The following is a 25841-nucleotide window of genomic DNA, read 5'->3' on the forward strand; positions in this document are numbered from 1 at the left end:
CCTGAACATCTCAATTTTATCGGAATGGTCTTGTTGGTCAAACCCTTGATCCCTCCACCCGCATAGCGGGTGGTTTTTTGTTTCGCGCGTTTCACGCACTCAACTGGCTAAAGCCTAAATAAGAAAAAGGCTCACGTCGCTGACGTGAGCCTTTAATCAATAGAGCGAGCAGGCCTGTCTCCCTAATCTCCAGGGTCTTTCAGTTCGGCTTCCAGCTCCGCGAGCTTGTTCTTCGCTTCATCCAACGTATCCTGCAGCCCTGCAGCCTCGGCCCGCTTAATCTCTTGCTTGATAGCCTCAATCTGCTATTTCAGAAAGACTATAAGAAAAACCTCTCCAAAAGTTCATTGAACTCAGGAGAGGTTTCATTTTATTCATAAGAAGCGTTTAATGCAAAAGGCTTGCGCCTCCTTACATCATGCCGCCCATTCCACCCATACCGCCCATATCAGGCATGCCGCCTGCTTTTTCAGGCTCAGGCTTGTCAGCGATAACCGCTTCGGTGGTCAGGAACATTGCAGCTACGGAAGCTGCGTTCTGCAGCGCGTAACGGGTTACCTTGGCAGGGTCAACGATCCCTGCTTCGAACATGTTCACCCACTCATCAGTAGCAGCGTTGTAGCCGATGCCGATGGATTCTTTTTTCAGACGGTCCACGATAACGGAACCTTCTTGGCCTGCATTTGCTGCGATGGTGCGGATTGGCTCTTCCAGAGCACGCAATACGATGTTCACGCCTGTTTGCTCGTCACCGCTTACTTCTACAGCAGCAACAGCGTTATATACGTTCACAAGAGCTGTACCCCCACCGGATACGATACCTTCTTCAACCGCAGCGCGGGTTGCGTTCAGGGCGTCTTCGATGCGCAGCTTACGCTCTTTGAGTTCAGTTTCAGTTGCAGCGCCTACTTTGACAACGGCTACGCCGCCAGCAAGCTTAGCCAGACGCTCCTGCAGTTTTTCTTTGTCGAATTCGGAAGTGGTTTCTTCCAATTGGGAACGGATTTGGCTTACGCGTGCATTGATGTCCGCTTTGTCGCCGCTTCCGTCTACGATTGTAGTGTTTTCTTTAGTTACGCGCACTTGACGGGCGTTACCCAGTTGGTCGATGGAAGTGCTTTTCAGGTCCAGTCCAAGCTTCTCAGTGATCACTTGGCCGCCTGTCAGAGCAGCGATATCCTGCAGCATAGCTTCACGGCGGTCGCCGAAGCCAGGAGCTTTAACAGCAACAGCGTTGAAGGTTCCGCGCAGCTTGTTCACGATCAGCATCGCTTGAGCTTCGCCTTCGATATCTTCAGCGATGATAACGAGCGGACGCGCCTGTTGTACGATCTTCTCGAGCAGTGGCAGGATTTCCTGTGTGCTGCTGATCTTCTTGTCAGTGATCAGGATGTACGGGTTCTCCAGAACAGCTTCCATTTTGTCCGTATCGGTGATCATGTACGGGGAAATGTAGCCGCGGTCGAACTGCATGCCTTCTACCACTTCAAGCTCAGTCAGGAAGCCGCGGGATTCTTCAACGGTGATAACGCCGTCTTTGCCCACTTTTTCCATAGCTTCAGCAATCAGCTTGCCCACTTCTTCGTCAGCAGCGGAGATTGCAGCTACTTGAGCGATGGCTTGGGAATCTTCAATTGGTTTAGCGATGTTTTGCAGTTCAGTTACAGCAGCTCTAACTGCTTTGTCGATCCCTTTGCGGATAACCATTGGGTTAGCGCCTGCAGTTACGTTCTTCAGACCTTCGCGGATCATCGCTTGAGCCAGAACAGTTGCAGTTGTAGTACCGTCACCGGCTACATCGTTGGTTTTGGTTGCTACTTCTTTAACGAGCTGTGCGCCCATGTTCTCGAATGCATCTTCAAGCTCGATTTCTTTGGCGATGGTTACACCGTCGTTAGTGATCAGCGGGCTGCCGAATTTTTTCTCCAGCACCACGTTGCGGCCTTTTGGTCCAAGTGTAACTTTTACGGCGTTTGCCAAAGCATCAACCCCACGCAGCATTGCGCGGCGGGCATCTTCACTGAATTTAATTTCTTTTGCCATTGTGTAATTAACCTCCTAAAAGTTTTGTTAGCGTTGCTTCCTGAGTGACTTCGTTCAAAGCTCACTTCGAAAGCATCAGCCAATTGTGTAAGTATGTTCGTTATCACTTATGAACGGCTCTTCGATTAGTCGAGAATCGCGTGGATGTCGCTTTCTTTCATAATCAAATATTCCTTGCCTTCGTATTTGATTTCAGTTCCGGCATATTTCGAGAACAGCACACGGTCGCCTTCTTTAACTTCCAGCGGCACACGCACTCCGTCTTTCAGGGCACCGCTGCCAACAGCGATAATTTTGCCTTCTTGCGGCTTCTCTTTGGAGGAGTCCGGAAGCACAATCCCGAAAGCAGTCGTTTGCTCTTGCTCGCTTGGTTCTACCAATACGCGTTCACCTAATGGTTTGATCATGAAAAAATAGCCTCCTTTGAATATGTTGTTTACCTTGAAAACATAATTTGGATACCGCAAATTTTAACGGCTTAGCAGCGTTAGCACTCAACACTCTGTAGTGCTAACAACAATTTTTATGATACTCAACTTGAAGCCGGATTTCAAGTCCTTTTGCGTAAAATCATATTTGTTTTTGGGAAAAATCTGGTTTCCGCGCTTGTCCGCCCCATACTCTCTAACATTCTATCCACCAGAGGGCAAAATATGCCATCCTGCTGCGGCAGAAACTGCGGGAGTCTTCCCCCTACCGGGACTCCTCTGTCCTGATGTAACGCGCCTCCCGCTCATTGTCCATAGCGAGCTGCTTGCGGTAGACAAAAGCCGACAGGAACACGCTGAATTCATACAGAATCAACAGGGGAATCGTCACCAGAAAATCCGAGATGAAATCAGGCGGCGTAATAACCACGGCGATAAAGACGAGCGTGAAATAAGCATACCGGCGCATTTTACGCAAACGAAGCGGATTGAGAATTCTCAGCTTGGTCAGGAACATAACAATCAGCGGCAGCTCAAACAGCAGCGCCAGCGGAATGACGAGACTGAACATAAAGCCGAAATACTGGGCAATGCCATAGGTCTCCTCAAGTCCCATGCCCCGGGTGATCGAGATGGTGAACGACAGCGCCATAGGGAACACAATATAATAGGCAAACACAATGCCGAGTATAAAAAGGACGAACACATAAGGCACGTAACGCAGAGCGGCGCTCCGCTCAACCGGCCGCAGTCCGGGGCTGACGAATGCCCATAATTGATAGACGATAAACGGAACAGAGACCGTCAGCGATACCGCCATAGCGATTTTCATGTACATGCCGATGCCGTCCCAAAAGGAGAACGCATGCAGGACGAAGCCCTGCGCCGTATCAGCACTGATCAGATACAGATAAATGGGCTTGGCGACGAACAGTCCTCCTACCAGCCCGGCCACAAACACAATCAGCACATAGATGATCCTTCTGCGCAGCTCCGTAAGATGATCCACCACTGACATTTCTTCCGCTTCCTGAGACATGACTGACACCACCCGATGGCTTATGTAATGAGGCCCCTGAGTTAAGAGCCGTATTCTAAAAAAGAGGCGCCCCCCAGTCTGAAGCAGCACTGAGAGAACGCCCCCGCGTGAAAGGATGTAATTTATTCCGGCAGACGTCTGTCCTGCGGTGGTTCTGCTGCCACAGCCTGCGGAGCTGCCGTCACAGGCGCTTCGCTCTTCTTGGCAGTTTCCGGTTCGCTGATAATGTCACGCGCACCGTCCTTGAATTCACGGAAGGTCCGCCCGACGGCACGGCCCAGCTCAGGAAGCTTGTTCGGACCAAAGAGCAGCAGCGCCAGGATGACCAGCAAAATAATTCCGGGAGCACCGATCCCATTTAGCATATGTTATTCCTCCTTGTCACTCTGTCCGTTCATTCATGATATCGTTAACAGTAGATTAATAATACCATAACTTATGTCACACATCCATCAGAGATCGCTGACAATTCCTTGTGACATAGCGGAAAAGGAGATAACTATTGACGGTACTGGCCGGTTACCATCAGCAACGCTTCCGGCAACTGATCCATGATCGCCGCCAGATTCTCATGCACGCCCTTCGGCGTGCCGGGCAAATTCACAATCAGCGTTCTTCCGCGAATGCCGCAAATGCCGCGGAACAGCATGACCGCGCGGTTCTTCTGCATAACTGTACTCCGCATAGCCTCGGAGAGCCCGGGAACCTCCCGCTCAATCACACGCCGTGTTGCCTCTGGTGTAACATCACGGATCGCGAGCTCAGTGCCTCCGGTGGTCAGCACCAGATCCGCCTGGAAATAATCCGTCAATTCAATCAGTGCGGCAATAATCTCATCCTGCTCGTCGGGCACGATCCGGTATTCGACAATCTCGCCTCCAAGCTCCTCCTCCACCAGTTCCCGAATAACCTGGGCGCTCGTGTCTTCCCGTTCGCCCCTGGCCCCTTTGTCGCTGGCCGTCAGGATTGCTGTTCTCCACGCCATAGGTTGTCCCTCCCTCTATATGCTATGTATAGACGGCCGCACGATGCGGCCATTAAGCGCCTTCCCGCATAAAGCCTCTTGCTGCTCTCATTCCTCCAGCGCGTAATCTCCACTTTTGCCTCCGCTCTTATGCACAAGCAGCGTCGGGCCGATGATCATGTCCTTTTGCAGCGCCTTGCACATGTCATATACAGTCAGAGCAGCCGCCGAAACGGCGGTCAGCGCCTCCATCTCCACTCCGGTCTTTCCGGTCGTCTTGACGGTTGCTTCTATATATAGCTGATCTTCGCTGTTATCCCAGAAACGGATATCTATACCGGTAAGCGGCAGCGGATGGCACATCGGAATCCAGTCGGCGGTTTTTTTGGCAGCCATGATTCCGGCGACCTGAGCGACAGCAAGCACATCTCCTTTACGGATTCTTCCCGCCTTGATAGCCGCAAGTGTCCCCGGGTCCATCTCCACGCTGCTCCGCGCGGAGGCTGATCTATGGGTAACTTCCTTGTCGCTCACGTCTACCATGCGCGCCCGGCCTTGCTCATTGAAATGGCTCAACTCCATCAATTGTTCTCCTTCCGGCAGTGAAATATGCCGTCTTCCGTAATCAGCATATCCATATAAGCATCATGATCATCCATCGGCACTTCAGAAACGAGCTGCCGGCTGAACGCCAGTCCGATCCACACCGGTGACTTCTTAGACAGCGGAGTGTGCTGCTCCCATGAAGCCCGCAGACGGTCATAATAACCCCGTCCATAGCCAAGCCGGCCACCCTTGAGATCAAACGCCAGACCCGGCACAAAGACCACATCCGGCAACTGAAGATCATCCGCCGCGGATAAATCTTCTGTTAACGATGACGGTTCTAATATACCATAGGTACTCGGTGACAGCTCTTCCCAGGAACGGACCACATGAATGCTCAGCATTCCGGCTGCTGCGACCACACGGGGCAGCAGCACCTTGCGGCCTTGCGCCCAAGCCTCCGTAATCAGCGGACGGCAGTCCAGCTCGGAGCGGAAAGGCACATAGGCCTGCAGCGAAGCTGCTCCTTCCTGCTCAAGCCATTCCCTCGCATGTCTGCAGACCAGAGTAGACAAGGCAGCCCTCTCCTCTTCCGGGAGTCTGTCACGGACAGCGATTCGCTCCGCACGCAGCTCCCGCTTGAGTCCAGCTAACGGCGCAGTGTTCCCCGTCATTCGCAGCCGCCTCCTCTTCCGTTATATCCTAGCTTATCATAGTTTGTAAACTCAGTTTACCACTCTTCCCCCCGGTTCGCCAAGGTTGTATAACTAACGTTGTTATAGGAAACATATAGCTCTATTCTCCTTCTCGTAAGCGTTACAATGGCATGATAATGGCATTACAATGACGTTTTCCCGGCCTTCTATTCCGCGAAAAGTGTTCCGCTTGACTCAGACTTGGTCTCTGGCTCTTCCCCTCGCGCGGCAAACGCTTTTCATGTAAACTATAGAATAAGGTTTTTTTGTACAGCCGGGCGGTAACCGCCACGGTGAAATATGCAAGGGCGGAGGTTTCATCGGTATGCTTCTTCAAGCGACTGGAATTACAAAATCATATGGGATACAGAGTGTGCTGGACGGCATCAGCCTGCAGGTTAACGAGAAGGAACGGGTGGGCCTTGTCGGGGTCAACGGGGCTGGCAAATCCACCTTTCTGCAGATTCTCGCAGGCGAAATGTCCTATGACAGCGGACAAATTCATAAATCTAAGGAAACCACCATCGGCTACCTGGCCCAGAACAGCGGGCTGCAGTCGGACAAAACCATTCAAGAGGAGATGCTGGCCGTATTCGCGCCGCTGCTGGAAGCGGAAGCGGAGCTTCGCCAGCTTGAGGCAGATATTGCCGACCCTAAGCTGGCGGATGATGCGAAGCGTTACGAAGATCTGCTGGAGCGCTACGCCAAACGCTCGGATTGGTTCAAGGATCATGGAGGCTATGAAATGAATACCCGGATACGCAGCGTCCTGCACGGCATGGGCTTTGGCGAGTTCCCCCCGGATACGCCTATTTCCACACTGAGTGGGGGGCAGAAGACCCGGCTGGCTCTGGCCCGCATTTTGCTTCAGGCCCCCGATCTGCTCATGCTGGATGAGCCAACCAACCATCTCGACATCGAAACACTAACCTGGCTGGAGGATTATCTGCGCAGCTATGCCGGAGGCATCCTGGTGGTCTCCCATGACCGGTATTTTCTCGACCGTCTGGTCACTACAATAGTTGAAATCGAACGCCACCAGTCCCGGCGGTATACAGGCAATTACAGCCGTTATGTGGACCTGAAGGCTGCGGAATATGAAATCCGCCTGAAGCAATATGAGAAGCAGCAGGACGAGATTTCCCGGATGGAGGACTTCGTGCAGCGCAACATCGTACGGGCCTCCACGACCAAACGGGCACAGAGCCGGCGCAAGGCGCTGGACAAAATGGAGCGCATCGACAAGCCGCTGGGCGATTTGAAAAAAGCCAGCTTCTCCTTCGAGCCGGATTTCATGTCCGGCAAGGAGGTGCTGCAGGTACGGAACGTTGCGGTATCCTTCAGCGAGGACAGAGCACCGCTGTTCCAGAATGCCTCCTTTGAGCTTCGTCGGGGCGAAACGGCTGCTCTGATCGGTCCGAACGGTATCGGCAAATCGACGCTGCTGCAGTGCATGACCGGCACCCGTGAGCCTTCCGTCGGGACTGTAAACTGGGGAACGAAAGTGAAGATCGCCTACTACGATCAGGAGCAGACACGGCTCAATCCGCGCAATACGGTGCTGGAGGAGCTATGGAGCGAATATCCGATGCTGGAGGAAGCGCGAATCCGCACGATTCTGGGTAATTTCCTCTTCAGCGGCGAGGATGTTCAGAAGAAGGTTGCGGCATTAAGCGGCGGTGAAAAAGCGCGGGTTGCCCTTTCCAAGCTAATGCTGCGCGGCGCCAATATGCTTATTCTCGATGAACCTACCAACCACCTGGATCTGGTCAGCCGCGAGGTGCTGGAGTCGGCGCTGATTGATTTTGAAGGTACGCTGCTGTTCATCTCCCATGACCGTTACTTCCTGAACAAAATGGCGGAACGCGTGCTTGAGCTGCACCCCGCCGGGATTGATCAATACCTGGGCAATTACGACGACTATATCGAGAAAAAACAGGAGCTTGAGGCCATTGCTCTGGAGCAAGCCGAGCTTGCCTCTGCCAAAATCTCCAAAACTGCAGAGGTTGAGACCGCAGCGCCGGAAAAAGGCACAGCCCTCTCCTACGAAGCGGACAAACAGGCCAAACGCGAGGAGCGCAACCGCCAGCGGCGAATCTCTGAGCTTGAAGAGAGCATTGCGGGACTGGAAGAGGCCATCGCCAATATTGAGGATGAAATGACCAAACCCGAGGTTTTTCAGGATTATATCGCACTTCAAGCGCATGAAAACGATCTGAAGCTCAAAAAAGAAGAGCTTGGAAATTTATTTAGCGAATGGGAAAACCTTGCTGACGAATAATGTAAATATGTAAAATAAATATTTTTGAACTGTTCCCGATTTGTTCATATATAGTTATCCACAACTACATCCACAGTTTTCGTGTATAACTTACTGCTTAAAAAGGTCCTTGCGGCCTTTTTTTATGCGTAAAATCACGCTTTTCCATGTCAAGGACTTTTTATCCACGGAACTATCCACATTATCCACAATTCGCACAAGGAATCGTTTCTTAGTAACCCTGCGTTTCCAGGGTCTTAAAAAATGCCGTTATTGCTGATTTTACACGCTTTTTACACAACGCAGACAGAATATGTGGATAACGTTGTCCACAACTTGACAAAAGGTGCTGCTGCTAAAAATTTCTGCTTTTTTACGCAAGTGGAAACGGCTACGCCGTCCTTAAAAGGACGGTATCCGTTTCAGCGAGAAATATAAGGATAAGTTATAGCGTAAAACATATAAATTCTTATATTTTCAAAAAAACAGCACTTCTCCGAAGGCTGCAAAAAATGGCCGAGTCCTCTTCCCGTTCACCTCTGCCGGGTCGAGGACTCGCAAATTGTCTATTCTGAGACAGCCGCTGTCTCTTCAATAGAAAGCAATGCTGAATTGCAAGCCGCGATATAAGCGATGCCCGCCGCCATTACTATATCCTGATGAATGGCCGTTCCCCTGAATTTATTCCCTGCCCATTCAACCATAACCGCAGCCTCGGCCTGGGCGTTCTCGCCGCTGCCCAGCGAATGTAGCTCAAGCCCCGCAAAAGCTATCTCCTCGGCAATGCCCTGCCCAATCGCCGATATAATCGCCTCCAGCGGCCCGTCTCCGGTGCTGGTATGCGAGGTTTCTGTGCCGCTTCTCAGATGGCGCACCGTAACGGCGGCGACACGTCGCGGAGCGCTGCCCGCCAGCACCTGAACCTCGCCCAGCTCGTAGACCTGGGCTTCGCGGCCGGTCGTGCTGCTGACCATCCGCAGCAATTCATCATCGCTGACGGCCTTTTGGCGGTCGGCCAGCTCTTTGAATGATTCATACAGCGCATCCACCTCTGCGCCATTCAGGGCAATACCATACTTCGCCGCCCGGTCCCTCAGCGCATGTCTGCCGGAATGCTTGCCCAGAATGATCATGCTGCGCGGAATGCCCAGCCGCTCCGGGTCCATAATCTCATACGTGCTGCGGTCCTTCAGCAGTCCGTCCTGATGAATCCCCGATTCATGCTGGAACGCGTTCCGGCCGACAACCGGCTTGTTATAGGCAATCGGAAAATGCATCGCCCCGCTGATCATCCGCGAAGTGTCATACAGCTTATCCAGCACAATGCCCGTCTCCGCGCCCAGAGCATCCCCCCGGGTCTCCAGCGCCATCACCAGCTCTTCCAGCGCGCAGTTCCCGGTGCGCTCGCCCACGCCATTGACGGTTACTTCGATTTGGGTCGCGCCACCTTCAATAGCCGCCAGGCTGTTGGCCACGGCAAGACCCAAATCGTTGTGGCAATGAGCGCTGTAGCTCACGCTCTGGCCGCCTCTGGCTCCAAGCCGCACACGGCGGAACATCTCCCCATATTCCTGCGGGAGCGCATAGCCTACAGTATCCGGCAAATTAATGATGGATGCACCTTCCTCGATAACTGCCTCAACCATCTCGATCAGATCATCTATTCCTGTCCGTGCAGCATCCATCGCGGTGAATTCCACAACCTCGCAGAATTGCCGGGCATAGGCCGTCATCTCACGGGCAGCAGCCACCACTTCAGCCCGGCTCTTGCGCAGTTGATGGCGCAGATGGATATCAGAAGACGAGATGAACAGGTGAATGCGCCGCCGCTCCGCATCCCGGGTCGCCCGCACCGCAGCATCAATATCACCCTTGACCGCGCGGGCAAACCCGCAGATTTCCACGCCCTGCACCTTGCGGGAGATTGTCTCCACTGCGGCAAAATCCCCTGGACTGGATACCGGAAAACCCGGCTCCAGCACATCGACCCCCAGCTCGGCCAGCTTATAGGCCAGGATAATCTTTTGCTCAGGCGTCAGACTGGCACCGGGAGCCTGCTCGCCGTCACGCAGCGTCGTGTCGAAAATCTGAATACGTTTTTTCACCGGAATAATCATGTTTATACCCTCCTGAAAGATATTGTGTGTTTAGATTCTATTCACATCGTCACTTCAAGTTCCTTGCACAGCACCGCACGTCGACTTGCGGCCCTGCTGATTCCCCACCCACTGCTGCCGGCAGCAAGTAGAGAGTGAACGATCTGCAGGCTATGCAGACAGCCTTCACTCTCAACGTTTCTTCAGGTGATGCTCATGAGCATCACCTGAACAACGCAAAAACCCGCCATCTCATGAAAGAGACGGCGGGTTACCCCTCCGCGGTACCACTCTTTTTGACGCATGGCCTTCTGTAATAGCAAAGCTCCAAGCTGCGCCCAGCTCTTCCCCATGTTGCTGCACCGGTTCCAATTGAACCGCCGCGCTTCATGAGGGTCCGTTAACGGGGACATCCGTAGCAGCGTACACCTTGCATTTCCGCCGCTCCGCTCCCGGGCGAGATTCAATGCCTCCGGTGACTGCGTCGCACCACCCCGCAGCTCTCTGTTCACCTTCAGCATCTACTGCTCCCGTTCATTGCGTGTACTCTATACAAATCTACACAAAAAAGCCTGCCGTCTCATTCAAGAGACGACAGGCTGTTAACCTTCGCGGTACCACTCTTGTTGACATCACGGTTCAGCCAGCGCTTAGCTTATGCCTGGTGACATCCACTCTACAGCCATGCAAGGTATGGGAAGCAATCGCTTGTTCCTTCGCTTACGAGGCTACCCTCTTACGGAGGCAAACCGTAACGGTGTACGAAAGATCCATCCGGCTTATCCGCCGCTGGTTCACACTCCTTCAAAAGAGCATGCTGCTTCCACCGCTCCGCTCCCGGACGAGTTCAGGTCTCCTTCGACTGCGTTGCACCCACCCGCAGCTCTCTAATCCCGGAGGTTCCTTACTGCTTCCATTCATCGCGTTTGTTCAAATTATAAATAATGATTGAACTGATTATACCCGTCTTCTCCAAAAGCTGTCAATAGCCTGTTACCGACCATTTCTCCAGCGAGAACCCGGGGTCGGCAACCATATCCAGCGGTGTGCCGCCATTATACCGCCATTTCACATAAGCAGCGGCACCGATCATTGCCGCATTATCGGTGCAGTACACCGGTGGCGGAATAATCAGCTCGATGCCCTCCGCCTCGCAGCGGGCGACCAGCGCTTCGCGCAGCCCTTTGTTCGCGGCAACGCCGCCGCTGAGCAGAAGCTGCTTGGCCTTGCAGGCCTTGACCGCACGGACGGCCTTCTCGACGAGAACCTCAACAACGGATTCCTGGAAGCCGCGGGCAATTCCGGCCACATCCGGCGCGAGTCCCTTCATCTTGCTCTGGTTAACCACATTCAGCACGGCCGATTTCAGGCCGCTGAAGCTGAAATCATACGAATCCGGCTCCAGCCAAACGCGCGGAAGCGGCACAGCTTCAGCCTCTTCATGGGCCAGCCGGTCCACATGGGGACCGCCCGGATATGGAAAACCAAGCGCCCGGGCTACTTTGTCATAGGCTTCGCCCACGGCATCATCCCGGGTGCGGCCGATAATCCGGAACTCGCCTTCCCGTTCCATGTTGACCAATTCCGTGTGCCCTCCGGATACGACAAGGGTCATGCAGGGATATTGCAGCTCTTTAACCAGCCGGTTGGCATAGATATGTCCGGCAATATGATGTGTGCCGATCAGCGGCTTGCCCCAGGCCAGCGCGAGGCTTTTGGCTGCCACAACACCGACCAGCAGCGCCCCGACCAGGCCCGGCCCCTGTGTTACCGCAACCGCCGTCAGCTCCTCCGGCTGAACACCGGCCGCCTCCAGCGCCTCCTCAATCACTAGCGTAATGACCTCCACATGCTTGCGGGAAGCCACCTCCGGCACTACACCGCCGAACGCGCGATGTGTTTCGATCTGGCTGGAGATAATATTCGCGAGCACCTCACTGCCGTCTTTTACAACCGCAACCGAAGTCTCATCACAGCTCGTTTCGATAGCCAATATAAGCACAGGCTGATCTGCGCCCGTTTCTGTCTTCATTTCAAATCCACGCTTCCTTCCATCTTGCCTTGCTCCCCATACTCCGGCAGATCCGCCCACATAATAAGCGCATCCTCACGATTGTCCGAATAATAGCCCTTGCGGGTGCCTGCCGGCCGGAAGCCTTTTTTGCGGTATAAATTCTGGGCCACCTCGTTCGAGACCCGCACCTCCAGCGTAATGGACTTCATGCCCAAAAAAGCAGCCGTCCTCATCAGCTCCTCCAGCAGCCGGTCGCCCCATTTGCGTCCCCGGTACGCTGCAAGCAAAGCGATATTCGTCACATGCGCTTCGTCGACAATCGCCCACATTCCCGCATAGCCGATAATACGCCCATGCAGCTCCATCACCATATATTTGGCAAAATGATTATGCGTCAGCTCATTGCGGAAGGCTTCTTCCGTCCAAGGCATTGTGAAGGCTTCCCGCTCAATAATCAGAATTTCAGGAATATCCTCAAGCTTCATCAGGCGGAAGACAAGCTCCGCTCCCTGGTCTTTTGCAGGCTCCGATTCCATCATTTGGGGTTCAGGCTCCCTTCACTGCTGCGGCGCAGATTCGCTTCCGCTTCGGACAGCTGAGTATAGTTCGGGATCAAGGCATGCAGATCGTCGCTTCCCGCTTGCAGGCGCTCCTCACCCAGATAACCGGCCCAGCGGCCTTCCAGCTCGTAAGGCACGGACTGCACATTGCCTGCATTCATAAGCGGGCGAAGGGACTCCTCGCTGCCATGAAGCTGGGTCTCTCCGACAAACCAAATGACACGCGGCTTCATGCCCTCAGCCTCTGCCTGCTCCAGCCGTTTAGCCAGATCCGGCACCCAGTCGGCCATCAGCCGGATGGCATCGGGCGCAAGCCGCCGGGGCGCCCCTTCCCCGTCCGCAGCGAATAGCGCGGTGTAGGCTTGTCCCCGGCGCGCATCAAGCAGCGGAATAATCCAGTCCGGGCTAGGCCCGGACGTCCCAGCCACTGCCGGTAATCCGCCTGCCGCTTCCTGCGCCAGGGCGGCAGTATGACCGCCCCAGGCCAATGCGTGCAGGCTGGACACGCCGGCCACTGGCACCTTCCAGGCCCAGGCCAATGTCTTGGCCGCGGTAACGGCAATGCGTGTGCCCGTATACGATCCCGGGCCAACGCCAACGGCAATTCCGTCGATCATCGCGGGAGTAGTAGCGGTAGCCTGCAGCGCTTGCTCAATAATCGGCAGCAGGTGGACGGAATGATTCCGTTCGCCGGAAGCATTAATCTCGTGCAGCAGCTTGCCTTCTTCTGTGATGGCTACCCCAAGGACAGCCGTTGATGTATCCAGCGCCAAAAACCGCTTGCGCGGCTCTTTATTTTGATTCGTCATTATCTTTACCCCACTTCTGGATCAGAGCCCGGCATACCTCACCATAAGGCTCTCCTCTTCCGGTTACCGTAATCAGGCGTTCCTCCGGTCCGGCCGTTGCAAGCTCTATATGCAGATGCCGCTCAGGCATCAACTCCGTAATGATACTGCTCCACTCCACCAGGCAGACGCCCTGCCCGTAGAAATATTCGTCCAGCCCCAGCTCGTCCGCTTCATGAAGCGAGATGCGGTAGACATCCATATGATATAGCGGCAGACGCCCTTCATACTCCTTGATAATTGTGAATGTGGGGCTGCTGACGATCCCCTCCACCCCCAAATGACGGGCAAAGCTCTGCGAGAACGCTGTCTTCCCTGCGCCCAAATCGCCGTCCAGCCCGATAACCATGCCTGCCGCTGCGGCGGCGGCCAATTCAGCCGCGAGCAGCTCCGTATCCTGCAGGCTATATGAACGGTAAGTGAACACCGTTTCAATGTTATTGTTCAAGCTGCAACTACCACCCTTTTAGATTATTGCTTACCGGATAAACCTTACAAGGTAACAATACTTTCAATTATATCGGTATGGTACATCTACCGCAACAACTGCGCTCTACTCATCAGGGCAATCGTTTATAGATCTTCGTGGACCCATGCGTCCAATATTTCAGGAATAAATGATTTCATAAGCGATAGCCTTGTTCACCAGGAAAAAATCCACATAATTCCTCCTGAATTGACTGAATTGATATGACTTTTTCCACTTTATTCTGAAATCGACGAGACAGAGTTCGGTGTGCTTACCGGGACGGGAATTTCACCCTTGGAACGCTGTGAGAGCATGCTGTGCAGAACCATGCCAATAACAATCACAGCAATCCCAATCCATGAGAGCAGCGAAGGCACTGGTGAGGAGAGAATCAGCATTTCACCTGCCAACGCGAACAAAACCTCCAGAGATTGCGTAGCCTCCACAGCCGCAAGTCCGCCCATGCTGCTACGCACCATATCTGTAGCCCGAAAAAAAAGCACAGTAGCCACAATCCCCGAGGATAATGCAACGATAAGCGATTGCCCTACCTGAGAAGAGGACGGCAGGCCGCTGTCTGCGAGGCCGTACAGCCCCACGATCAGCCAGAATGGAAGACTTGCCAGTGTCATGCCGAGAATCCGCTGGAACACGTCCAGCCGGTCGCCGCACAGCTCCATCATTTTGCGGTTCCCAAGCGGATAAGCGAAGGATGCAAGCAGCACAGGAATAATGCCCAGCAGCACTTGACCCGGTTCAAGCTGCCGGGCATGCTCCGCCTGAAGCAGCGCCACACCGGCCAAGATGATCAGGGACAGGCCGAGGCCGTGCAGGGGGATTTTTCCACGTATGTACAGTCTTCCGTCTGGTCCGTCCATCCATTGTCCGAAGAAGGGGGCCAGCAGCGAACCGGAGATAATCGTAATCTGCCAGGTTCCTGCCGTCAGCCAGCCGGGAGCATAAGCAGCTGCAAAACACATCGGGGCATAGAACAGGCCAAAACCCACTGTTCCCCATAGCAGCCAGGAGGACGGACGCTCTTTCATAGCGGTCAATAACGGCCTCAGTCTGCCGCGTGCAGCCACTATGGCCAGCAGAAACGGCAGCGTAAACAAGTAGCGCAGCGAAGCGCTCCAGGCCCAGCTTCCACCCGCCAGCTCCATCTTCCGGTTAAGCACAAAGGTAATAGCAAAAAACAGCGCCGAACAAACGCCGAGTAATATAGGCCGCAGGAGGATCATCTCTTTTCATCATTTTCATAAGTTCAATATAGAAGGCGCACGCTGTGACCGTCAACCTCTGTGTCAGCTATGCTGGCGCCGCCGCAGGAGCGGACTCAAAAAAACCGATTGAACGGGTGCGACCCCTCAATCGGTTTTTGCATTCTGCTTCCCCGGCGCAGAGCGGTAACGCTAGTTGCACTCTGTACACTTAAATCGAGCGAATAAGGCGATAGAGTGGTTTTAATTGTAGATCATACAGTTAAAAAGTCTCGTATTCCCTCGCAGTACTTTATTACCTAAATTTAGCTGCAGCAAATACAATTAAAGTCTGATCTACGTAAAAATATCGCTTTTTAATTGCAGGAAGTGCAATTATCTACCGCTCTGTCTTCCATTGTCCGCACGGTTACACTATGTCCGTACATAATCAGCGTCAATACTCTGTTCCAGCGCCGTTCGGACAAAGACAGCTCAGCTATCCTGCTCTTCCAGCCGCTCGACTCCTACTGTGTGGGTATTGCCTGGCCGGGTGCCCACCTGTACCGTCGCCATCCCGTTGTCAGCATCCACATGCTCAATCCATACCGGCTTTCCGTCCAGATGCACGGAAATCATATCTTTGGAGGCGTAAATCGCCTTCGCACGCTGTACGTCCATTTTTTTGAGTCTCCTTAAAGTTTTGTATAGCATAAGCTTCCTTGAATAGCTTCGTACAAAACTCGCTTCGGAAGCATACGCTTAAAGTTTTGTATAGCATAAGCTTCCTTGAATAGCTTCGTACAAAACTCGCTTCGGAAGCATAGGCTTAAGTTTTGTATACATACGCTTAAGTTTTCTGGAAGCACGGTCCCCTATTCCTTTGCCGCAGGCGGCTCGCCGATGGTCGATTCGGCATCAAGCCGCCTGGAATCACCATCCAGCTCATCTTCTTCAGAGGACTTCACAATGTTCTCCCAATCCACAACCTCTGCCGGAATATCCTGTTCTGATAGGGCGTCGATCCAGTCATTCCATCCTTTTTCCATACTGCTCCTCCACTTCGCTTGTGTGCCGCTGCCGGGGATTTCGCGCAGTCTATCCTTAACACCCCGGACTTATTTTTTCCCAACCTGCGCAAAAAATGCATCAGGCTAGAATAAGCCGGGCCGTCCCATACTAAGCCAAAGCACTTAGATTCAGGAGGCGATAACCATGCATACTGTTTGGAAAGGAGCTATCAGCTTCGGGCTTGTTCATGTCCCGGTCAAAATGTTCTCCGCCACGGAGGACAAGGACATCTCGCTGCGTTACATTCACAAGGAATGCGGCAGTCCGCTGTCGTATGTGCGCAAATGTCCGGTGTGCGACAAGGAAGTGGCCTGGGAGGAGATCGGCAAGGGTTATGAGTATGAGAAGGGAAAGTTTGTCCTGTTCGACAAAGAAGAGCTGGATCAGCTCACCGAGGAGAGCAGCAAGAGCATTACAATTCTGGATTTTGTGGATTTGACGGAGATCGACCCGATTTATTTCCAAAAAACCTATTACCTGTCCCCTGATCAGGCTGGGGCAAATGCCTACCGTCTGCTGATGGAGGCCATGCGCCAGACGGGCAAGATCGGCATCGCCAAAATCTCCATCCGCTCCAAAAGCAGTCTCGCCGCCATCCGCGTGCTGGATAGCTGCCTCGCGATTGAAACGATTTTTTATCCCGACGAGGTGCGTCCGATAACCCAGGTTCCCGGTCTGCCGGAGCCGGGGATTGTGAACGACAAGGAGCTGGATATGGCCAAGCTGCTGATTTCCCAGCTATCCACACCGTTTGAGCCAGCCAAATATACTGATGACTACCGTCAGCGGATGCTTGATCTGATCTCGCATAAGATTGCCGGTGAGGAATTCCATATCGCCCCTGCGCGGCAGGAGACCAATGTGATCGACCTGATGGCCGCGCTGCAGGCCAGTATCGAGGCCGTGCAGCATATTCCATCAGATCCCGGTTCCGCCGTGTCCGGTGCTGCTGCCAAACCAGCCGCCGCTTCCCCATCCCGAAAAAAAACAGCCAAGGCCAAAAAATCTATGCCGACTGCTGACGGAAACGCGGTCATTCACGAAGACACCGGACCGATTCCGGTTATCGCGCCCAAAGCGAAACGCCGCACGGCCAAAAGCAAGGAATCCGGCGCTTAGGCAGGGCAATCGCTTACAGCCCCCTTCGGGTTACAAAAACGGCAGCTCTGCTGTTATTCTGGTCGAAGCACCCTATCTTCGTCCAAAAACAGCAGTTCTGCTGTTATTTCACCTTGAACCACCCTATGACCCATTCATTCGCCGACTCGGGATAATTCCATAGACGATACACTCCTAACAGACATAAATGAGAATCGTTATCATTATACCATTGATCACCGCTCTGCTAGTTCCCGATTTTTTAGGCTAAATAATTTATACAGATCAGGAAACCCTTATACATAGCAAAGCAAAAATACATCAGGGAGATTACTCGATGATAAAAGCGGACCTGCAACTAAAGCCCATTTTCCCGTTTGAGCCCATAAGCACATCTGTTACACCTGCGGGCGACAATTGGATCGCACAGGTAAAATGGGACGGTGTAAGAATGCTGCTATATTACGACGGCAATGAAGTAAAGCTGTTTAACCGGAAAATGAACGAGCGGACGAACCAATACCCCGAGTTTCAGGATATCGGGTCATTTTGCAGCGCGGGTTCTGTCATTCTGGACGGTGAGATTATAGCTTTTGAACACGGCAAGCCTTCATTCCATGAAGTCATGAGAAGAGACAGTCTGAGGCAGCAGCAGAGTATCAAACAATCCATACATCAGGTTCCCGTAACTTTTATGATTTTTGATATTTTGTTGTACAACGGTGAATGGGTCACGGATCGGCCTTTATTTTACAGACAGCAACTACTTGAATCTGTAATCAGTGCCCGAAACAACGTACAAATTGTACAAAATTTTCACGATGGAGCAGTTCTTTTCAGCATGATGAGGCAATATGGGATGGAAGGGGTAGTGTATAAGGATCTTTCCAGTACGTATAGTCTGAATGGCAAGGATGGGCGCTGGAAAAAACACAAGGTGATAAATGATCTGATCGCAGTTGTGGGGGGAGTAACCTTTAGAGATACAATCGTTAACTCTTTGCTGCTGGGGCTATATTCAGAAAATAAAGATTTGGTATACATCGGCCACGCAGGTGCCGGCAAGTTAACCCAGAAAGACTGGGCAGCCATAACTGAGCATGCAAAAAAAACACAAATACCCGGAAGGCCCTTCATCAATGAACCGGAACGGTCAAAAACAGCGATCTGGGTTGAGCCCAAGCTTACCGTTAAAGTCGAATACCTTGAGCTAACTCATGGGGGGACTCTTCGCCATCCAAGTATCCAAGCCGTTGTAATTAGGGATAAGAGCGAATGTACTATTGACCAGATAAAGGAGAACGCCATATGCCTCAGACCATCAAAGGCTCCATCACCGTCGAAGGACAAGAGATCACCATAACGAACCCGGAGAAGCTGCTGTGGCCCGAACGCGGCATCACCAAACGGATATATCTGCAAAAGCTGGCCGCGCTCTCCCCTTATCTGCTGCGTTACTGCCGCGACCGGCTCCTGACGGTGATCCGCTACCCGCACGGCGTTCCCGGCATGTCCTTTTATCAGAAAAATGCGCCGGAGCCGCTCCCGGACTTCGTTCGCACGGCAACGCATGAGGGCATTACCTACATTCTGCTGCAGGGCTTGCCGGAGCTGCTCTGGCTGGGCAATCTCGCGGCGCTGGAATTTCATCCTTCCCTGCATTATGCCGGGAGTGAGCTGCCCTGCGAATGGATGATTGATCTGGACCCGTCTATGGAGGTCGAGCCGCGCATTATGGAAGCAGCCGCTGTTGTCGGCGAGGTGCTGAAATCGCTGGGACTGGCCTCTGTGCCAAAGACATCGGGCGCTACCGGTGTGCAAATCATTGTTCCTGTCCGTCCGGGGGTCACCTTCGATGGCCTGCGCAAGATCGGCCACCTGGTCGGCCGGTATGTGACCGAGAAACGCCCCGACCTGTTCACCCTTGAGCGGCTGAAGAAGAACCGGGGAGACAAAATTTACTTCGACTACCTCCAGCACTATGGCGGCAAAACATTGGCGGCCCCCTATACACCGCGCGCCCGGCCGCTGGCAACCGTGTCCACTCCGCTTCTGTGGGAAGAAGTTGAGCATAACGTCTCGCCCGCCGATTTTCACCTGCTGAATATTGAACAGCGCCTGGGCCGCATGGGCGACCTCATTGCCAAAGTGCCGCCGCAGCCGGTGGAGGACATCCTCTCCAGACTGCCTTGACCCCTTTCCGCTTCCGCAAAAAGCAATAAGCCCGCAAATGCCTATTCAGGCTGCGGGCTTATCAGGCGTCCACTTTATGGACGGAAGGTATTATATATAAGAATACGGCGAGATGATCTGTAGACGCCGAATTGATTACTCTGACTTTCGTAAATATACCTTCCTTCGGTCAGCGCACCTTTCCTGCGGGTGCGGCTAATGGATAGATTTTTTCTTAAAGCGTCCGCCTTTAACATCATGGATATTGCCGATTGCGATAAATGCGTCGGAATCCCAGTCTTCCACAATGGATTTAAGCTTTGCTTCCTCCAGACGGGTAATGACCACAAAAATAACTTTTTTGTTCTCCCCGGAAAAGCCGCCTTCTCCATCCAGATAAGTAACACCGCGTCCAAGACGCTCCGTCAGCGCTTCTCCGATATCACGGTATTTGTCGCTGATAATCCATACCGATTTCGATTGATCGAGACCCTCAAGCGTAATATCAATCATTTTGAAAGCAATGTAATACGCGATTAATGAGAACATGGCATTGTTCCAGCCGAATACAAAACCTGCGCCGGTAAGAATAAACACATTGAAGAACATCACTACCTCGCCTACAGAGAACGGAAGCTTCTTGGCAATCAGGATAGCGACAATTTCCGTTCCGTCCAGCGATCCTCCATACCGTACAACCAAACCTACGCCGACACCGAGAATGACCCCCCCGAACACTGCGGCAAGCAGCGGTTCACCCGTTAGCGGGGCTACAGGATGCAGCAGTTGAGTGCCAATGGACATCAGAACTACAGCAAATAAAGTGGATAAAGCAAAGGTTTTACCGATCTGCTTATAGCCGATCACGAGAAACGGGATGTTAAGCAAGGTCAACAAGATACCAAGAGGAATGTTGAAGATGTGGGAAAACATGATGGAGATACCGGTGATTCCGCCGTCAATCAACTTGTTGGGAACGAGGAAAATTTCCAGTGCAACAGACATCATCGCTGCTCCAAGCACAATCATAACAACCCTTTGGACTAATTTTGCCCTCTTGAAAGCCTCAGATTTCTGAGGTTTCTTCTGTCCCTCGCCCGAAAAAATTTGCTGGCTTACAGTCAATAGAACTCCCCCTATAAAAAGTATAGTTTCTTCCACACCTTCATTATATCATAAAAAGAGCTTTAAAAAGGCTGGAACATGTTATAGCCTTCGAAAAACAATGTAAACATCGGATTTCCCATCATAAAAGCGGCGATAAAAGCTTACACAGGCTTTGAATCAATTTGACATATCTCCCCCGCTCCTTGAACTTAATCGGGTCAATAAACTCACTGTGCTTCAGGTCCTGCTCGAAATCGGCCGCAAGCCCGGAAATCAGCTCCGGACGGAGCAGCACCGCCGTCAGCTCAAAGTTGGAGTAGAAGCTGCGCATATCCAGGTTGGCGCTCCCCACCGTAGCCATCAGCCCATCGATAATCATGACCTTGGCATGCATGAACCCTGCGTTGTAGCGGTAAAATTTCACACCGGCATCCTGCAGGTTCTCTAAGTACGACAATGAGGCCGAATATACAAGCCAGTTGTCGGGCTTGGACGGAATGATGATTCTCACATCCACCCCGCTCAGCACAGCGTTCTTCAGCGCACGGCAAATCGCGGGATCAGGAATAAAATACGGCGAAGTGATCCAGATCCGCCGCTTCGCCGCAACGATTGCCGCAAAATACATCTCCTGCGAGGCATCCAGCGCTCCATCCGGTCCGCTTGCAACTACCAATACAGATTCCCGCTCCGTGCAATGATGCGCGGGGAAGAAACGGGGATGACTCATGCCCTCACCCGCCGCGAGCCGCCAGTCTTTCATGAAAATATACTGCAGATTATATACAGCATCTCCCTCCAGACGCAGATGGGTATCCCGCCAGTACCCCAGCTTCGGATCTTTACCCAGATAGTCATCGCCCACATTCATGCCCCCGGTGAACCCGATCAGTCCGTCGACGACCAGGATTTTGCGGTGATTGCGGTAATTGAAGCGGCGGTTCAGCAGTGAGGTCAGCGGCGGCAGGAAGAAATGGACCTCCACGCCGTTAATTTTCAGCGTACGAATGAAACTGCGGCCGAGGTTATGGCTGCCAAGGCCATCGCAGAGCAGACGCACCCTGACTCCCTGGCGGGCTTTGCGGATCATAACCTCTTGAAACTGCTTCCCTATCTCATCATCACGGAAAATATAAAACTCCAAATGGATATGCTCACGCGCGGCTTCCATCGCTTCCAACATATCGTCAAAAGCTTCCCGGCCGCTGGACAGCACCCGGCTCCGGTTCCGGCCGGTAATCGGACTCTCCGACAGCCGTGAGAGCAGATACAGCAGCGCTTTGTTATCCGCAAATTGCGGATTTCCGCTCTCGTCCGCATTTTTCACAATATGAATTTTACCCGTGACATGGGCACGAATCTCCCGGAACAACGAGAGACATCTTTTGCCTAGCTTGCGGTTCTGCCAATAGTCCCGGCCGAAGAAATAATAGAACAGCAGCCCTAAGGGCGGGCAGCAAAAGGTAACAAATACCCAGGCCAGCGCCCGTTGCGGACGGCGGAATTCAAGCAGCAGGATTGCCGCAATCTGCAGAATAAATAAGCATAGAATAAGCACGAATATTTTCATGACAGCGCTCCCCCTGAAGGTTTATAGATAATGAATTGTCCGGATTTCGCCACTACTCTCCTTTTATATTCAAGCAAACCGTTGTCATGTTCGTCACAGACGTGGAATACATAGAGTAATAGGACGATCCGGATGAGCCCAAAGAACAATCAAGCTGGATTTAACACAAAGGCGGCTGCGCAAGCCGCAGGAAGGAGAAGCTATGAAGAAACAGCCCGATCATAACCGGATTACACTGCTCGTCGTCCGTGAGGCCGGGCGTCCGGTCAGACAGCTTCAGCTATCCAAGCCGCTCGCCCTGGCCCTGCCGGCCGCAGCTGCCCTTTCTATCTCCAGTCTGGTCACCTCTATGCATTTTCATGCCTCCCGGTCCATTTCCGAGCTTGAAGCCGAAGCAGCCGCACTCTCCCTGAGCAATCTCCGCATGGAAATGAAGGTTGCCGACAAGGATCAGGCCTTGCTGCAGCTTCGCAGCCAGGTAACCGAGCTTTCAGAGGAGGCCGACAGCATCAGAGACAAGCTGAAAAGTGTTAGCGAGCTTGAGCAGCAGTTGCAGTCATTGATTGATAAACAAAACGGCTCCGCTTCCTCCGGCAAAGCGAAAACCTCTGCCTCCGGCGCCAAAACCTCTGCAGGCAAGCTGTCCGAGGCCTCTGCAACTGTAGAGACAGCCGTGTCATCCGGGACAGCAGCCTCACAGGACGCAAGCGGTCCAGTCTTTGCAGCAGCGCCAGCTCCCGCTTCCCCGCTGTCCGCTGTGAACTTCCGCTTAGGTGCGATTTCCGCGGCACTGGGCAGCACAGTCCCACCGCAGGTAGGCGGAGAATACATCGCGGTCTATCAGAATGATCCGCTGGAGCTGGTACGGGAAACGAAGGATGACTATGAGGAAATCCGCAGCATGCTTGAGGAAATGATGAACAGCATCTCTACAACAATTACAAAAGCCATCAAAGCCAACACTGCCGAGGCCAAGCTCCAGGCCAAAAAAGCGCTGGCAGAAAAAGCCCGGCTGGCCCCGGCGGTCCTCTGGCCTACCTACTCGAAAGTGATTACCTCCAGCTTCGGCTACCGCTCCGATCCCTTCAAGGGCGTATCGGCCTACCACTCGGGCATTGATATTGCCGGCAATATCGGAGACCCTGTATACGCCGCCATGGACGGCGTTATAACCGCCGCCGAGCAAATGGGTGCAAGAGGCAAATACATCATCGTTAAGCATGATAACGGGCTTGAGACCTGGTACATGCATTTGAACGCCATACTCGTCTCTCCCGGACAGGAGGTACGCAAAGGGCAGCAAATCGGCCAGCTCGGCAATACCGGGCGAAGCACAGGCCCCCATCTTCATTTTCAGGTGGTTAAGGGGAACAAGCCGGTGAATCCATTGGGTTATGTGGAGCCGTAAAGGCCACACTCAGGAATGGAACTAATACTTAAAAAGGGGGATTGTATCATGTGGAATAAAAACAAGCACCAAACATCTGTCAAGTCTACCGACTCATTGATCGGACATGGCGGCACGCTGGAGGGCAAAGTGAATTGCGACACCAATCTGCGGATTGAAGGCAATTTCAGCGGGGAAATTCACTGCCGGGGAACAGTGACTGTAGGTGAACAAGGAGCGGTTCGCTCCACCATCAAGGCACAGGAGATCATTATCGCCGGTAAGGTCTACGGTGATGTCACTGCGGACCGCAGACTTATCATGACAGGAACCGGACAACTGCATGGCAACATTCTGGCCGGTTCCCTAAGCATCATGGAAGGCAGTGTGCTGAACGGCTCTATAGCCATGACTGAAGAGCCCGCCATGGAACATGCAGGCGGACTTCAGGTAAGCGACAATACGGACAAGACAGGCAAACACGGCTCCAAGGCACAGAGCACCCTGGAAGCAGGCTAACTGCTGCTGCCGTATTTACGCTGCGACATCTCTTTTACGGAATACGAACCAGGACACCAGCATGAACAACAGGTAATAGACTGCCAGCACGGCAACGGCGAACCCGAGGCTAACCCCGCCCGGCCCTTTGTCCGTTAACAGATAACCACCCAAATTCATGTGGGGAAAAATGAGATATTTGGCCCACTCATACCGCTCCGGACTGAAGATGGCGACAAAGATATCTTTGGCAAACATAATGAAAAGCGACAGCCCGATCGCAAGTCCGCTTGCACGGAAAACGCTGGAGACCATGAAGGCAATTGCAGCCGTGAGAAACAGCTCAATATAGCTGCAAAGAATGCTCAGAAAAGTATATTTTGCCGGGCTCCATGATGATACCATGGACGCATCTGTCCCGGGTGTAGTGGAAAAAATAAGCGCGGACACATAACCGAAAACAATCAGCACAGCAGTGCTCAGCAGGCTGAACAGTAGCAAGGAAATGTATTTCGACAGCAGTATTTTGGAGCGGCTCCAAGGGCGGATCAGCAGCAGCTTAATTGTTCCCCAAGAAAATTCGCCCGCTACGGAGTCGGATGCAATAACAACGGTAAAAATGGTGTTCAGAAAAAATGCGATGCTTACGGTCATTTGAAAGCTGCTCCACAGCTCCGCCGTCGACGTATCACCACTGGTATAATAAAACAGTACAGGGAACAGCGCACTCATGACTGCCAAAATGATCAGCATAACCCATGTGCGTACCCGGCTGTAGATTTTGACATTCTCATTATGTATGAGAGCAGCGAAATTACCCAATGCCTTCACCTCCGGTGATTTCCAAGAATTGATCCTCCAGCGACCGGGACAGCGCTTTGATGCCGTAAACCTTGATTCCGCCCGCAACCAGTTTTGCATTCAGCTCGGCAATTTCCTCACGGTCCGCTGCGACCGCAAGCCCGCCGTCACTCAGCACCCCAGTCCCAAGCAGTGCAAGCGCAGCCGCAGGATCACTGACCTCGAACAACGTCTCACCGGTCGGCAGCACTTCAGTGCCTACCGCTTTGAGCTGCTTCACGTCGATCAGCTTGCCATTCTGGATGATCGCCACACTGTCACACATCAGCTCCATCTCGGACAGCAAATGGCTGGAGACGAACACTGTGGTTCCTTCCTCCTGGCACAGCCGGCGCAAATAATCGCGCAGCTCGCGGATACCTTGCGGATCAAGCCCGTTAGTGGGCTCATCCAGAATCAGCAGCTTCGGACGGTGCAGCAGTGCCTGGGCCACGCCCAGCCGCTGGCGCATCCCGAGCGAATAGGTCTTTACTTTGTCATGAATCCGCTGCCCCAGCCCAACCAGCTCCACCACTTCTTGAATCCGCTGCTTGGTCACACCAGGCACCATACGCGCATACTGAAGCAAATTCTGGTATCCGGTCAGGAATTTGTACATCTCCGGGTTCTCTACAATGGCTCCAATGCTCTTAACCGCTTCTTCAAAATGATCTTTAATGCTGCGGCCGCAGATCAGAATGTCGCCCTGGCTGATGGAGATCAGCCCCACCATCATACGGATGGTGGTTGTTTTACCTGCACCATTCGGTCCGAGAAATCCGAAGATTTGCCCCGCCGGAATATCCAGCGTTAAGTCGCTAACCAGCGTCTTTGCGCCGATTTTTTTGGTAACCCCCCTGAGGCTTGCTACGGGCGTTACCACTTCTGCCGTGTTCGGCATGGTCTCACTTCCTTTCGTCGGTGTATATAAAATGAG

Annotated in this window: 25 protein-coding genes and 1 other annotated feature; of the genes, 6 read left to right on the forward strand and 19 right to left on the reverse strand. The window is 52.9% G+C overall.

The annotated features are described in order from the left end of the window. Positions 1-411 precede the first annotated feature (411 nt). The 7 genes from groL to ACX1DY_RS20795 all read right to left on the reverse strand — a co-directional run bounded on the left by groL (position 412) and on the right by ACX1DY_RS20795 (position 5694). Complete coding sequence (gene groL, locus ACX1DY_RS20765) at positions 412-2043, reverse strand: chaperonin GroEL (protein WP_458966108.1); 1632 nt, start codon at positions 2041-2043, stop codon at positions 412-414. 125 nt (positions 2044-2168) lie between these two features. After that, a complete protein-coding gene (gene groES, locus ACX1DY_RS20770) occupies positions 2169-2450 on the reverse strand; it encodes a co-chaperone GroES (RefSeq protein ID WP_019913211.1) in 282 nt (93 codons plus the stop codon). A 286-nt stretch (positions 2451-2736) separates the two neighbouring features. Next, complete coding sequence (gene tatC, locus ACX1DY_RS20775; protein ID WP_458966109.1) at positions 2737-3510, reverse strand: twin-arginine translocase subunit TatC; 774 nt, start codon at positions 3508-3510, stop codon at positions 2737-2739. Positions 3511-3632: 122 nt separating this feature from the next. After that, positions 3633-3875 carry a twin-arginine translocase TatA/TatE family subunit gene (tatA, locus tag ACX1DY_RS20780; protein ID WP_458966110.1) on the reverse strand — a complete coding sequence of 81 codons (243 nt, stop codon included), beginning with the start codon at positions 3873-3875 and terminating at the stop codon, positions 3633-3635. A gap of 134 nt (positions 3876-4009) precedes the next feature. After that, on the reverse strand, positions 4010-4495 hold the full coding sequence (locus ACX1DY_RS20785; RefSeq protein WP_458966111.1) for a MogA/MoaB family molybdenum cofactor biosynthesis protein: 486 nt from the start codon (positions 4493-4495) through the stop codon (positions 4010-4012). Positions 4496-4582: 87 nt separating this feature from the next. After that, entirely contained in the window at positions 4583-5056 is a 474-nt protein-coding gene (gene moaC / locus ACX1DY_RS20790; RefSeq protein ID WP_458966112.1) for a cyclic pyranopterin monophosphate synthase MoaC, read from the reverse strand. Further along, positions 5056-5694: a 5-formyltetrahydrofolate cyclo-ligase gene (locus ACX1DY_RS20795; protein WP_458966113.1), complete on the reverse strand. Its 639-nt coding sequence runs from the start codon at positions 5692-5694 to the stop codon at positions 5056-5058. The genes moaC and ACX1DY_RS20795 overlap by 1 nt, the downstream gene beginning before the upstream one ends. 346 nt (positions 5695-6040) lie before the next feature. Here ACX1DY_RS20795 and ACX1DY_RS20800 point away from each other — a divergent pair, with 346 nt between their 5' ends. Further along, a complete protein-coding gene (locus tag ACX1DY_RS20800; RefSeq protein WP_458966114.1) occupies positions 6041-7996 on the forward strand; it encodes an ABC transporter ATP-binding protein in 1956 nt (651 codons plus the stop codon). 545 nt (positions 7997-8541) lie between these two features. Here ACX1DY_RS20800 and ACX1DY_RS20805 read toward each other — a convergent pair. From ACX1DY_RS20805 to ACX1DY_RS20840, 8 genes are all read right to left on the reverse strand, one after another. Next, positions 8542-10092 (reverse strand): 2-isopropylmalate synthase, encoded by a 1551-nt coding sequence (locus tag ACX1DY_RS20805; RefSeq protein WP_458966115.1) that lies wholly within the window; start codon positions 10090-10092, stop codon positions 8542-8544. A 235-nt stretch (positions 10093-10327) separates the two neighbouring features. Next, positions 10328-10618 (reverse strand) — a binding site (T-box leader). 435 nt (positions 10619-11053) lie between these two features. After that, complete coding sequence (gene tsaD, locus ACX1DY_RS20810) at positions 11054-12103, reverse strand: tRNA (adenosine(37)-N6)-threonylcarbamoyltransferase complex transferase subunit TsaD (RefSeq protein ID WP_458966116.1); 1050 nt, start codon at positions 12101-12103, stop codon at positions 11054-11056. Beyond that, positions 12100-12624, reverse strand: a complete 525-nt coding sequence (gene rimI, locus ACX1DY_RS20815) for a ribosomal protein S18-alanine N-acetyltransferase (RefSeq protein WP_458966117.1) — start codon at positions 12622-12624, stop codon at positions 12100-12102. The genes tsaD and rimI overlap by 4 nt, the downstream gene beginning before the upstream one ends. Further along, positions 12621-13454, reverse strand: coding sequence for a tRNA (adenosine(37)-N6)-threonylcarbamoyltransferase complex dimerization subunit type 1 TsaB (gene tsaB, locus ACX1DY_RS20820; protein ID WP_458966118.1), 834 nt, complete (start codon positions 13452-13454; stop codon positions 12621-12623). Before tsaB ends, rimI begins: the two co-directional genes overlap by 4 nt. Continuing rightward, complete coding sequence (gene tsaE / locus ACX1DY_RS20825) at positions 13438-13941, reverse strand: tRNA (adenosine(37)-N6)-threonylcarbamoyltransferase complex ATPase subunit type 1 TsaE (RefSeq protein ID WP_458966119.1); 504 nt, start codon at positions 13939-13941, stop codon at positions 13438-13440. Before tsaE ends, tsaB begins: the two co-directional genes overlap by 17 nt. Before the next feature lie 257 nt (positions 13942-14198). Next, positions 14199-15194 carry a DMT family transporter gene (locus ACX1DY_RS20830; RefSeq protein ID WP_458966243.1) on the reverse strand — a complete coding sequence of 332 codons (996 nt, stop codon included), beginning with the start codon at positions 15192-15194 and terminating at the stop codon, positions 14199-14201. 462 nt (positions 15195-15656) lie between these two features. After that, positions 15657-15842, reverse strand: coding sequence for an H-type small acid-soluble spore protein (locus ACX1DY_RS20835; protein WP_019913235.1), 186 nt, complete (start codon positions 15840-15842; stop codon positions 15657-15659). Between the two features lie 194 nt (positions 15843-16036). Then, positions 16037-16210 carry a hypothetical protein gene (locus ACX1DY_RS20840; RefSeq protein ID WP_458966120.1) on the reverse strand — a complete coding sequence of 58 codons (174 nt, stop codon included), beginning with the start codon at positions 16208-16210 and terminating at the stop codon, positions 16037-16039. A gap of 166 nt (positions 16211-16376) precedes the next feature. On the opposite strand from ACX1DY_RS20840, the gene ku reads away from it, so the two are divergent. The 3 genes from ku to ligD all read left to right on the forward strand — a co-directional run bounded on the left by ku (position 16377) and on the right by ligD (position 19523). After that, positions 16377-17351, forward strand: a complete 975-nt coding sequence (ku, locus tag ACX1DY_RS20845) for a non-homologous end joining protein Ku (RefSeq protein ID WP_458966121.1) — start codon at positions 16377-16379, stop codon at positions 17349-17351. Between the two features lie 316 nt (positions 17352-17667). Then, entirely contained in the window at positions 17668-18693 is a 1026-nt protein-coding gene (locus tag ACX1DY_RS20850; RefSeq protein ID WP_458966122.1) for an ATP-dependent DNA ligase, read from the forward strand. Then, positions 18639-19523 carry a non-homologous end-joining DNA ligase gene (gene ligD / locus ACX1DY_RS20855; protein ID WP_458966123.1) on the forward strand — a complete coding sequence of 295 codons (885 nt, stop codon included), beginning with the start codon at positions 18639-18641 and terminating at the stop codon, positions 19521-19523. Before ACX1DY_RS20850 ends, ligD begins: the two co-directional genes overlap by 55 nt. A 195-nt stretch (positions 19524-19718) precedes the next feature. Here ligD and ACX1DY_RS20860 read toward each other — a convergent pair whose 3' ends face one another. Together ACX1DY_RS20860 and cls are read right to left on the reverse strand one after the other, a co-directional pair. Beyond that, complete coding sequence (locus ACX1DY_RS20860) at positions 19719-20609, reverse strand: YitT family protein (protein ID WP_458966244.1); 891 nt, start codon at positions 20607-20609, stop codon at positions 19719-19721. 139 nt (positions 20610-20748) lie between these two features. Further along, positions 20749-22179, reverse strand: a complete 1431-nt coding sequence (gene cls / locus ACX1DY_RS20865; RefSeq protein WP_458966124.1) for a cardiolipin synthase — start codon at positions 22177-22179, stop codon at positions 20749-20751. 202 nt (positions 22180-22381) lie between these two features. Here cls and ACX1DY_RS20870 point away from each other — a divergent pair, with 202 nt between their 5' ends. Beyond that, a complete protein-coding gene (locus tag ACX1DY_RS20870) occupies positions 22382-23587 on the forward strand; it encodes a peptidoglycan DD-metalloendopeptidase family protein (protein WP_458966125.1) in 1206 nt (401 codons plus the stop codon). Positions 23588-23635: 48 nt separating this feature from the next. Beyond that, positions 23636-24085, forward strand: a complete 450-nt coding sequence (locus tag ACX1DY_RS20875) for a bactofilin family protein (protein WP_458966126.1) — start codon at positions 23636-23638, stop codon at positions 24083-24085. Between the two features lie 15 nt (positions 24086-24100). Here ACX1DY_RS20875 and ACX1DY_RS20880 read toward each other — a convergent pair whose 3' ends face one another. Together ACX1DY_RS20880 and ACX1DY_RS20885 are read right to left on the reverse strand one after the other, a co-directional pair. Continuing rightward, a complete protein-coding gene (locus tag ACX1DY_RS20880; RefSeq protein WP_458966127.1) occupies positions 24101-24886 on the reverse strand; it encodes an ABC transporter permease in 786 nt (261 codons plus the stop codon). After that, on the reverse strand, positions 24879-25805 hold the full coding sequence (locus tag ACX1DY_RS20885; protein WP_458966128.1) for an ABC transporter ATP-binding protein: 927 nt from the start codon (positions 25803-25805) through the stop codon (positions 24879-24881). Before ACX1DY_RS20885 ends, ACX1DY_RS20880 begins: the two co-directional genes overlap by 8 nt. Positions 25806-25841 lie beyond the last annotated feature (36 nt).

Source organism: Paenibacillus sp. BAC0078 (genome assembly GCF_054483875.1).

Coding starts and splice junctions, on each gene's coding strand:
- groL (WP_458966108.1), bottom strand. CDS start 2,043: ATGGCAAAAGAAATTAAATTCAGTGAAGATGCCCGCCGCGCAATGCTG.
- groES (WP_019913211.1), bottom strand. CDS start 2,450: ATGATCAAACCATTAGGTGAACGCGTATTGGTAGAACCAAGCGAGCAA.
- tatC (WP_458966109.1), bottom strand. CDS start 3,510: ATGTCTCAGGAAGCGGAAGAAATGTCAGTGGTGGATCATCTTACGGAG.
- tatA (WP_458966110.1), bottom strand. CDS start 3,875: ATGCTAAATGGGATCGGTGCTCCCGGAATTATTTTGCTGGTCATCCTG.
- ACX1DY_RS20785 (WP_458966111.1), bottom strand. CDS start 4,495: ATGGCGTGGAGAACAGCAATCCTGACGGCCAGCGACAAAGGGGCCAGG.
- moaC (WP_458966112.1), bottom strand. CDS start 5,056: ATGGAGTTGAGCCATTTCAATGAGCAAGGCCGGGCGCGCATGGTAGAC.
- ACX1DY_RS20795 (WP_458966113.1), bottom strand. CDS start 5,694: ATGACGGGGAACACTGCGCCGTTAGCTGGACTCAAGCGGGAGCTGCGT.
- ACX1DY_RS20800 (WP_458966114.1), top strand. CDS start 6,041: ATGCTTCTTCAAGCGACTGGAATTACAAAATCATATGGGATACAGAGT.
- ACX1DY_RS20805 (WP_458966115.1), bottom strand. CDS start 10,092: ATGATTATTCCGGTGAAAAAACGTATTCAGATTTTCGACACGACGCTG.
- tsaD (WP_458966116.1), bottom strand. CDS start 12,103: ATGAAGACAGAAACGGGCGCAGATCAGCCTGTGCTTATATTGGCTATC.
- rimI (WP_458966117.1), bottom strand. CDS start 12,624: ATGATGGAATCGGAGCCTGCAAAAGACCAGGGAGCGGAGCTTGTCTTC.
- tsaB (WP_458966118.1), bottom strand. CDS start 13,454: ATGACGAATCAAAATAAAGAGCCGCGCAAGCGGTTTTTGGCGCTGGAT.
- ACX1DY_RS20835 (WP_019913235.1), bottom strand. CDS start 15,842: ATGGACGTACAGCGTGCGAAGGCGATTTACGCCTCCAAAGATATGATT.
- ACX1DY_RS20840 (WP_458966120.1), bottom strand. CDS start 16,210: ATGGAAAAAGGATGGAATGACTGGATCGACGCCCTATCAGAACAGGAT.
- ku (WP_458966121.1), top strand. CDS start 16,377: ATGCATACTGTTTGGAAAGGAGCTATCAGCTTCGGGCTTGTTCATGTC.
- ACX1DY_RS20850 (WP_458966122.1), top strand. CDS start 17,668: ATGATAAAAGCGGACCTGCAACTAAAGCCCATTTTCCCGTTTGAGCCC.
- ligD (WP_458966123.1), top strand. CDS start 18,639: ATGCCTCAGACCATCAAAGGCTCCATCACCGTCGAAGGACAAGAGATC.
- cls (WP_458966124.1), bottom strand. CDS start 22,179: ATGAAAATATTCGTGCTTATTCTATGCTTATTTATTCTGCAGATTGCG.
- ACX1DY_RS20870 (WP_458966125.1), top strand. CDS start 22,382: ATGAAGAAACAGCCCGATCATAACCGGATTACACTGCTCGTCGTCCGT.
- ACX1DY_RS20875 (WP_458966126.1), top strand. CDS start 23,636: ATGTGGAATAAAAACAAGCACCAAACATCTGTCAAGTCTACCGACTCA.
- ACX1DY_RS20885 (WP_458966128.1), bottom strand. CDS start 25,805: ATGCCGAACACGGCAGAAGTGGTAACGCCCGTAGCAAGCCTCAGGGGG.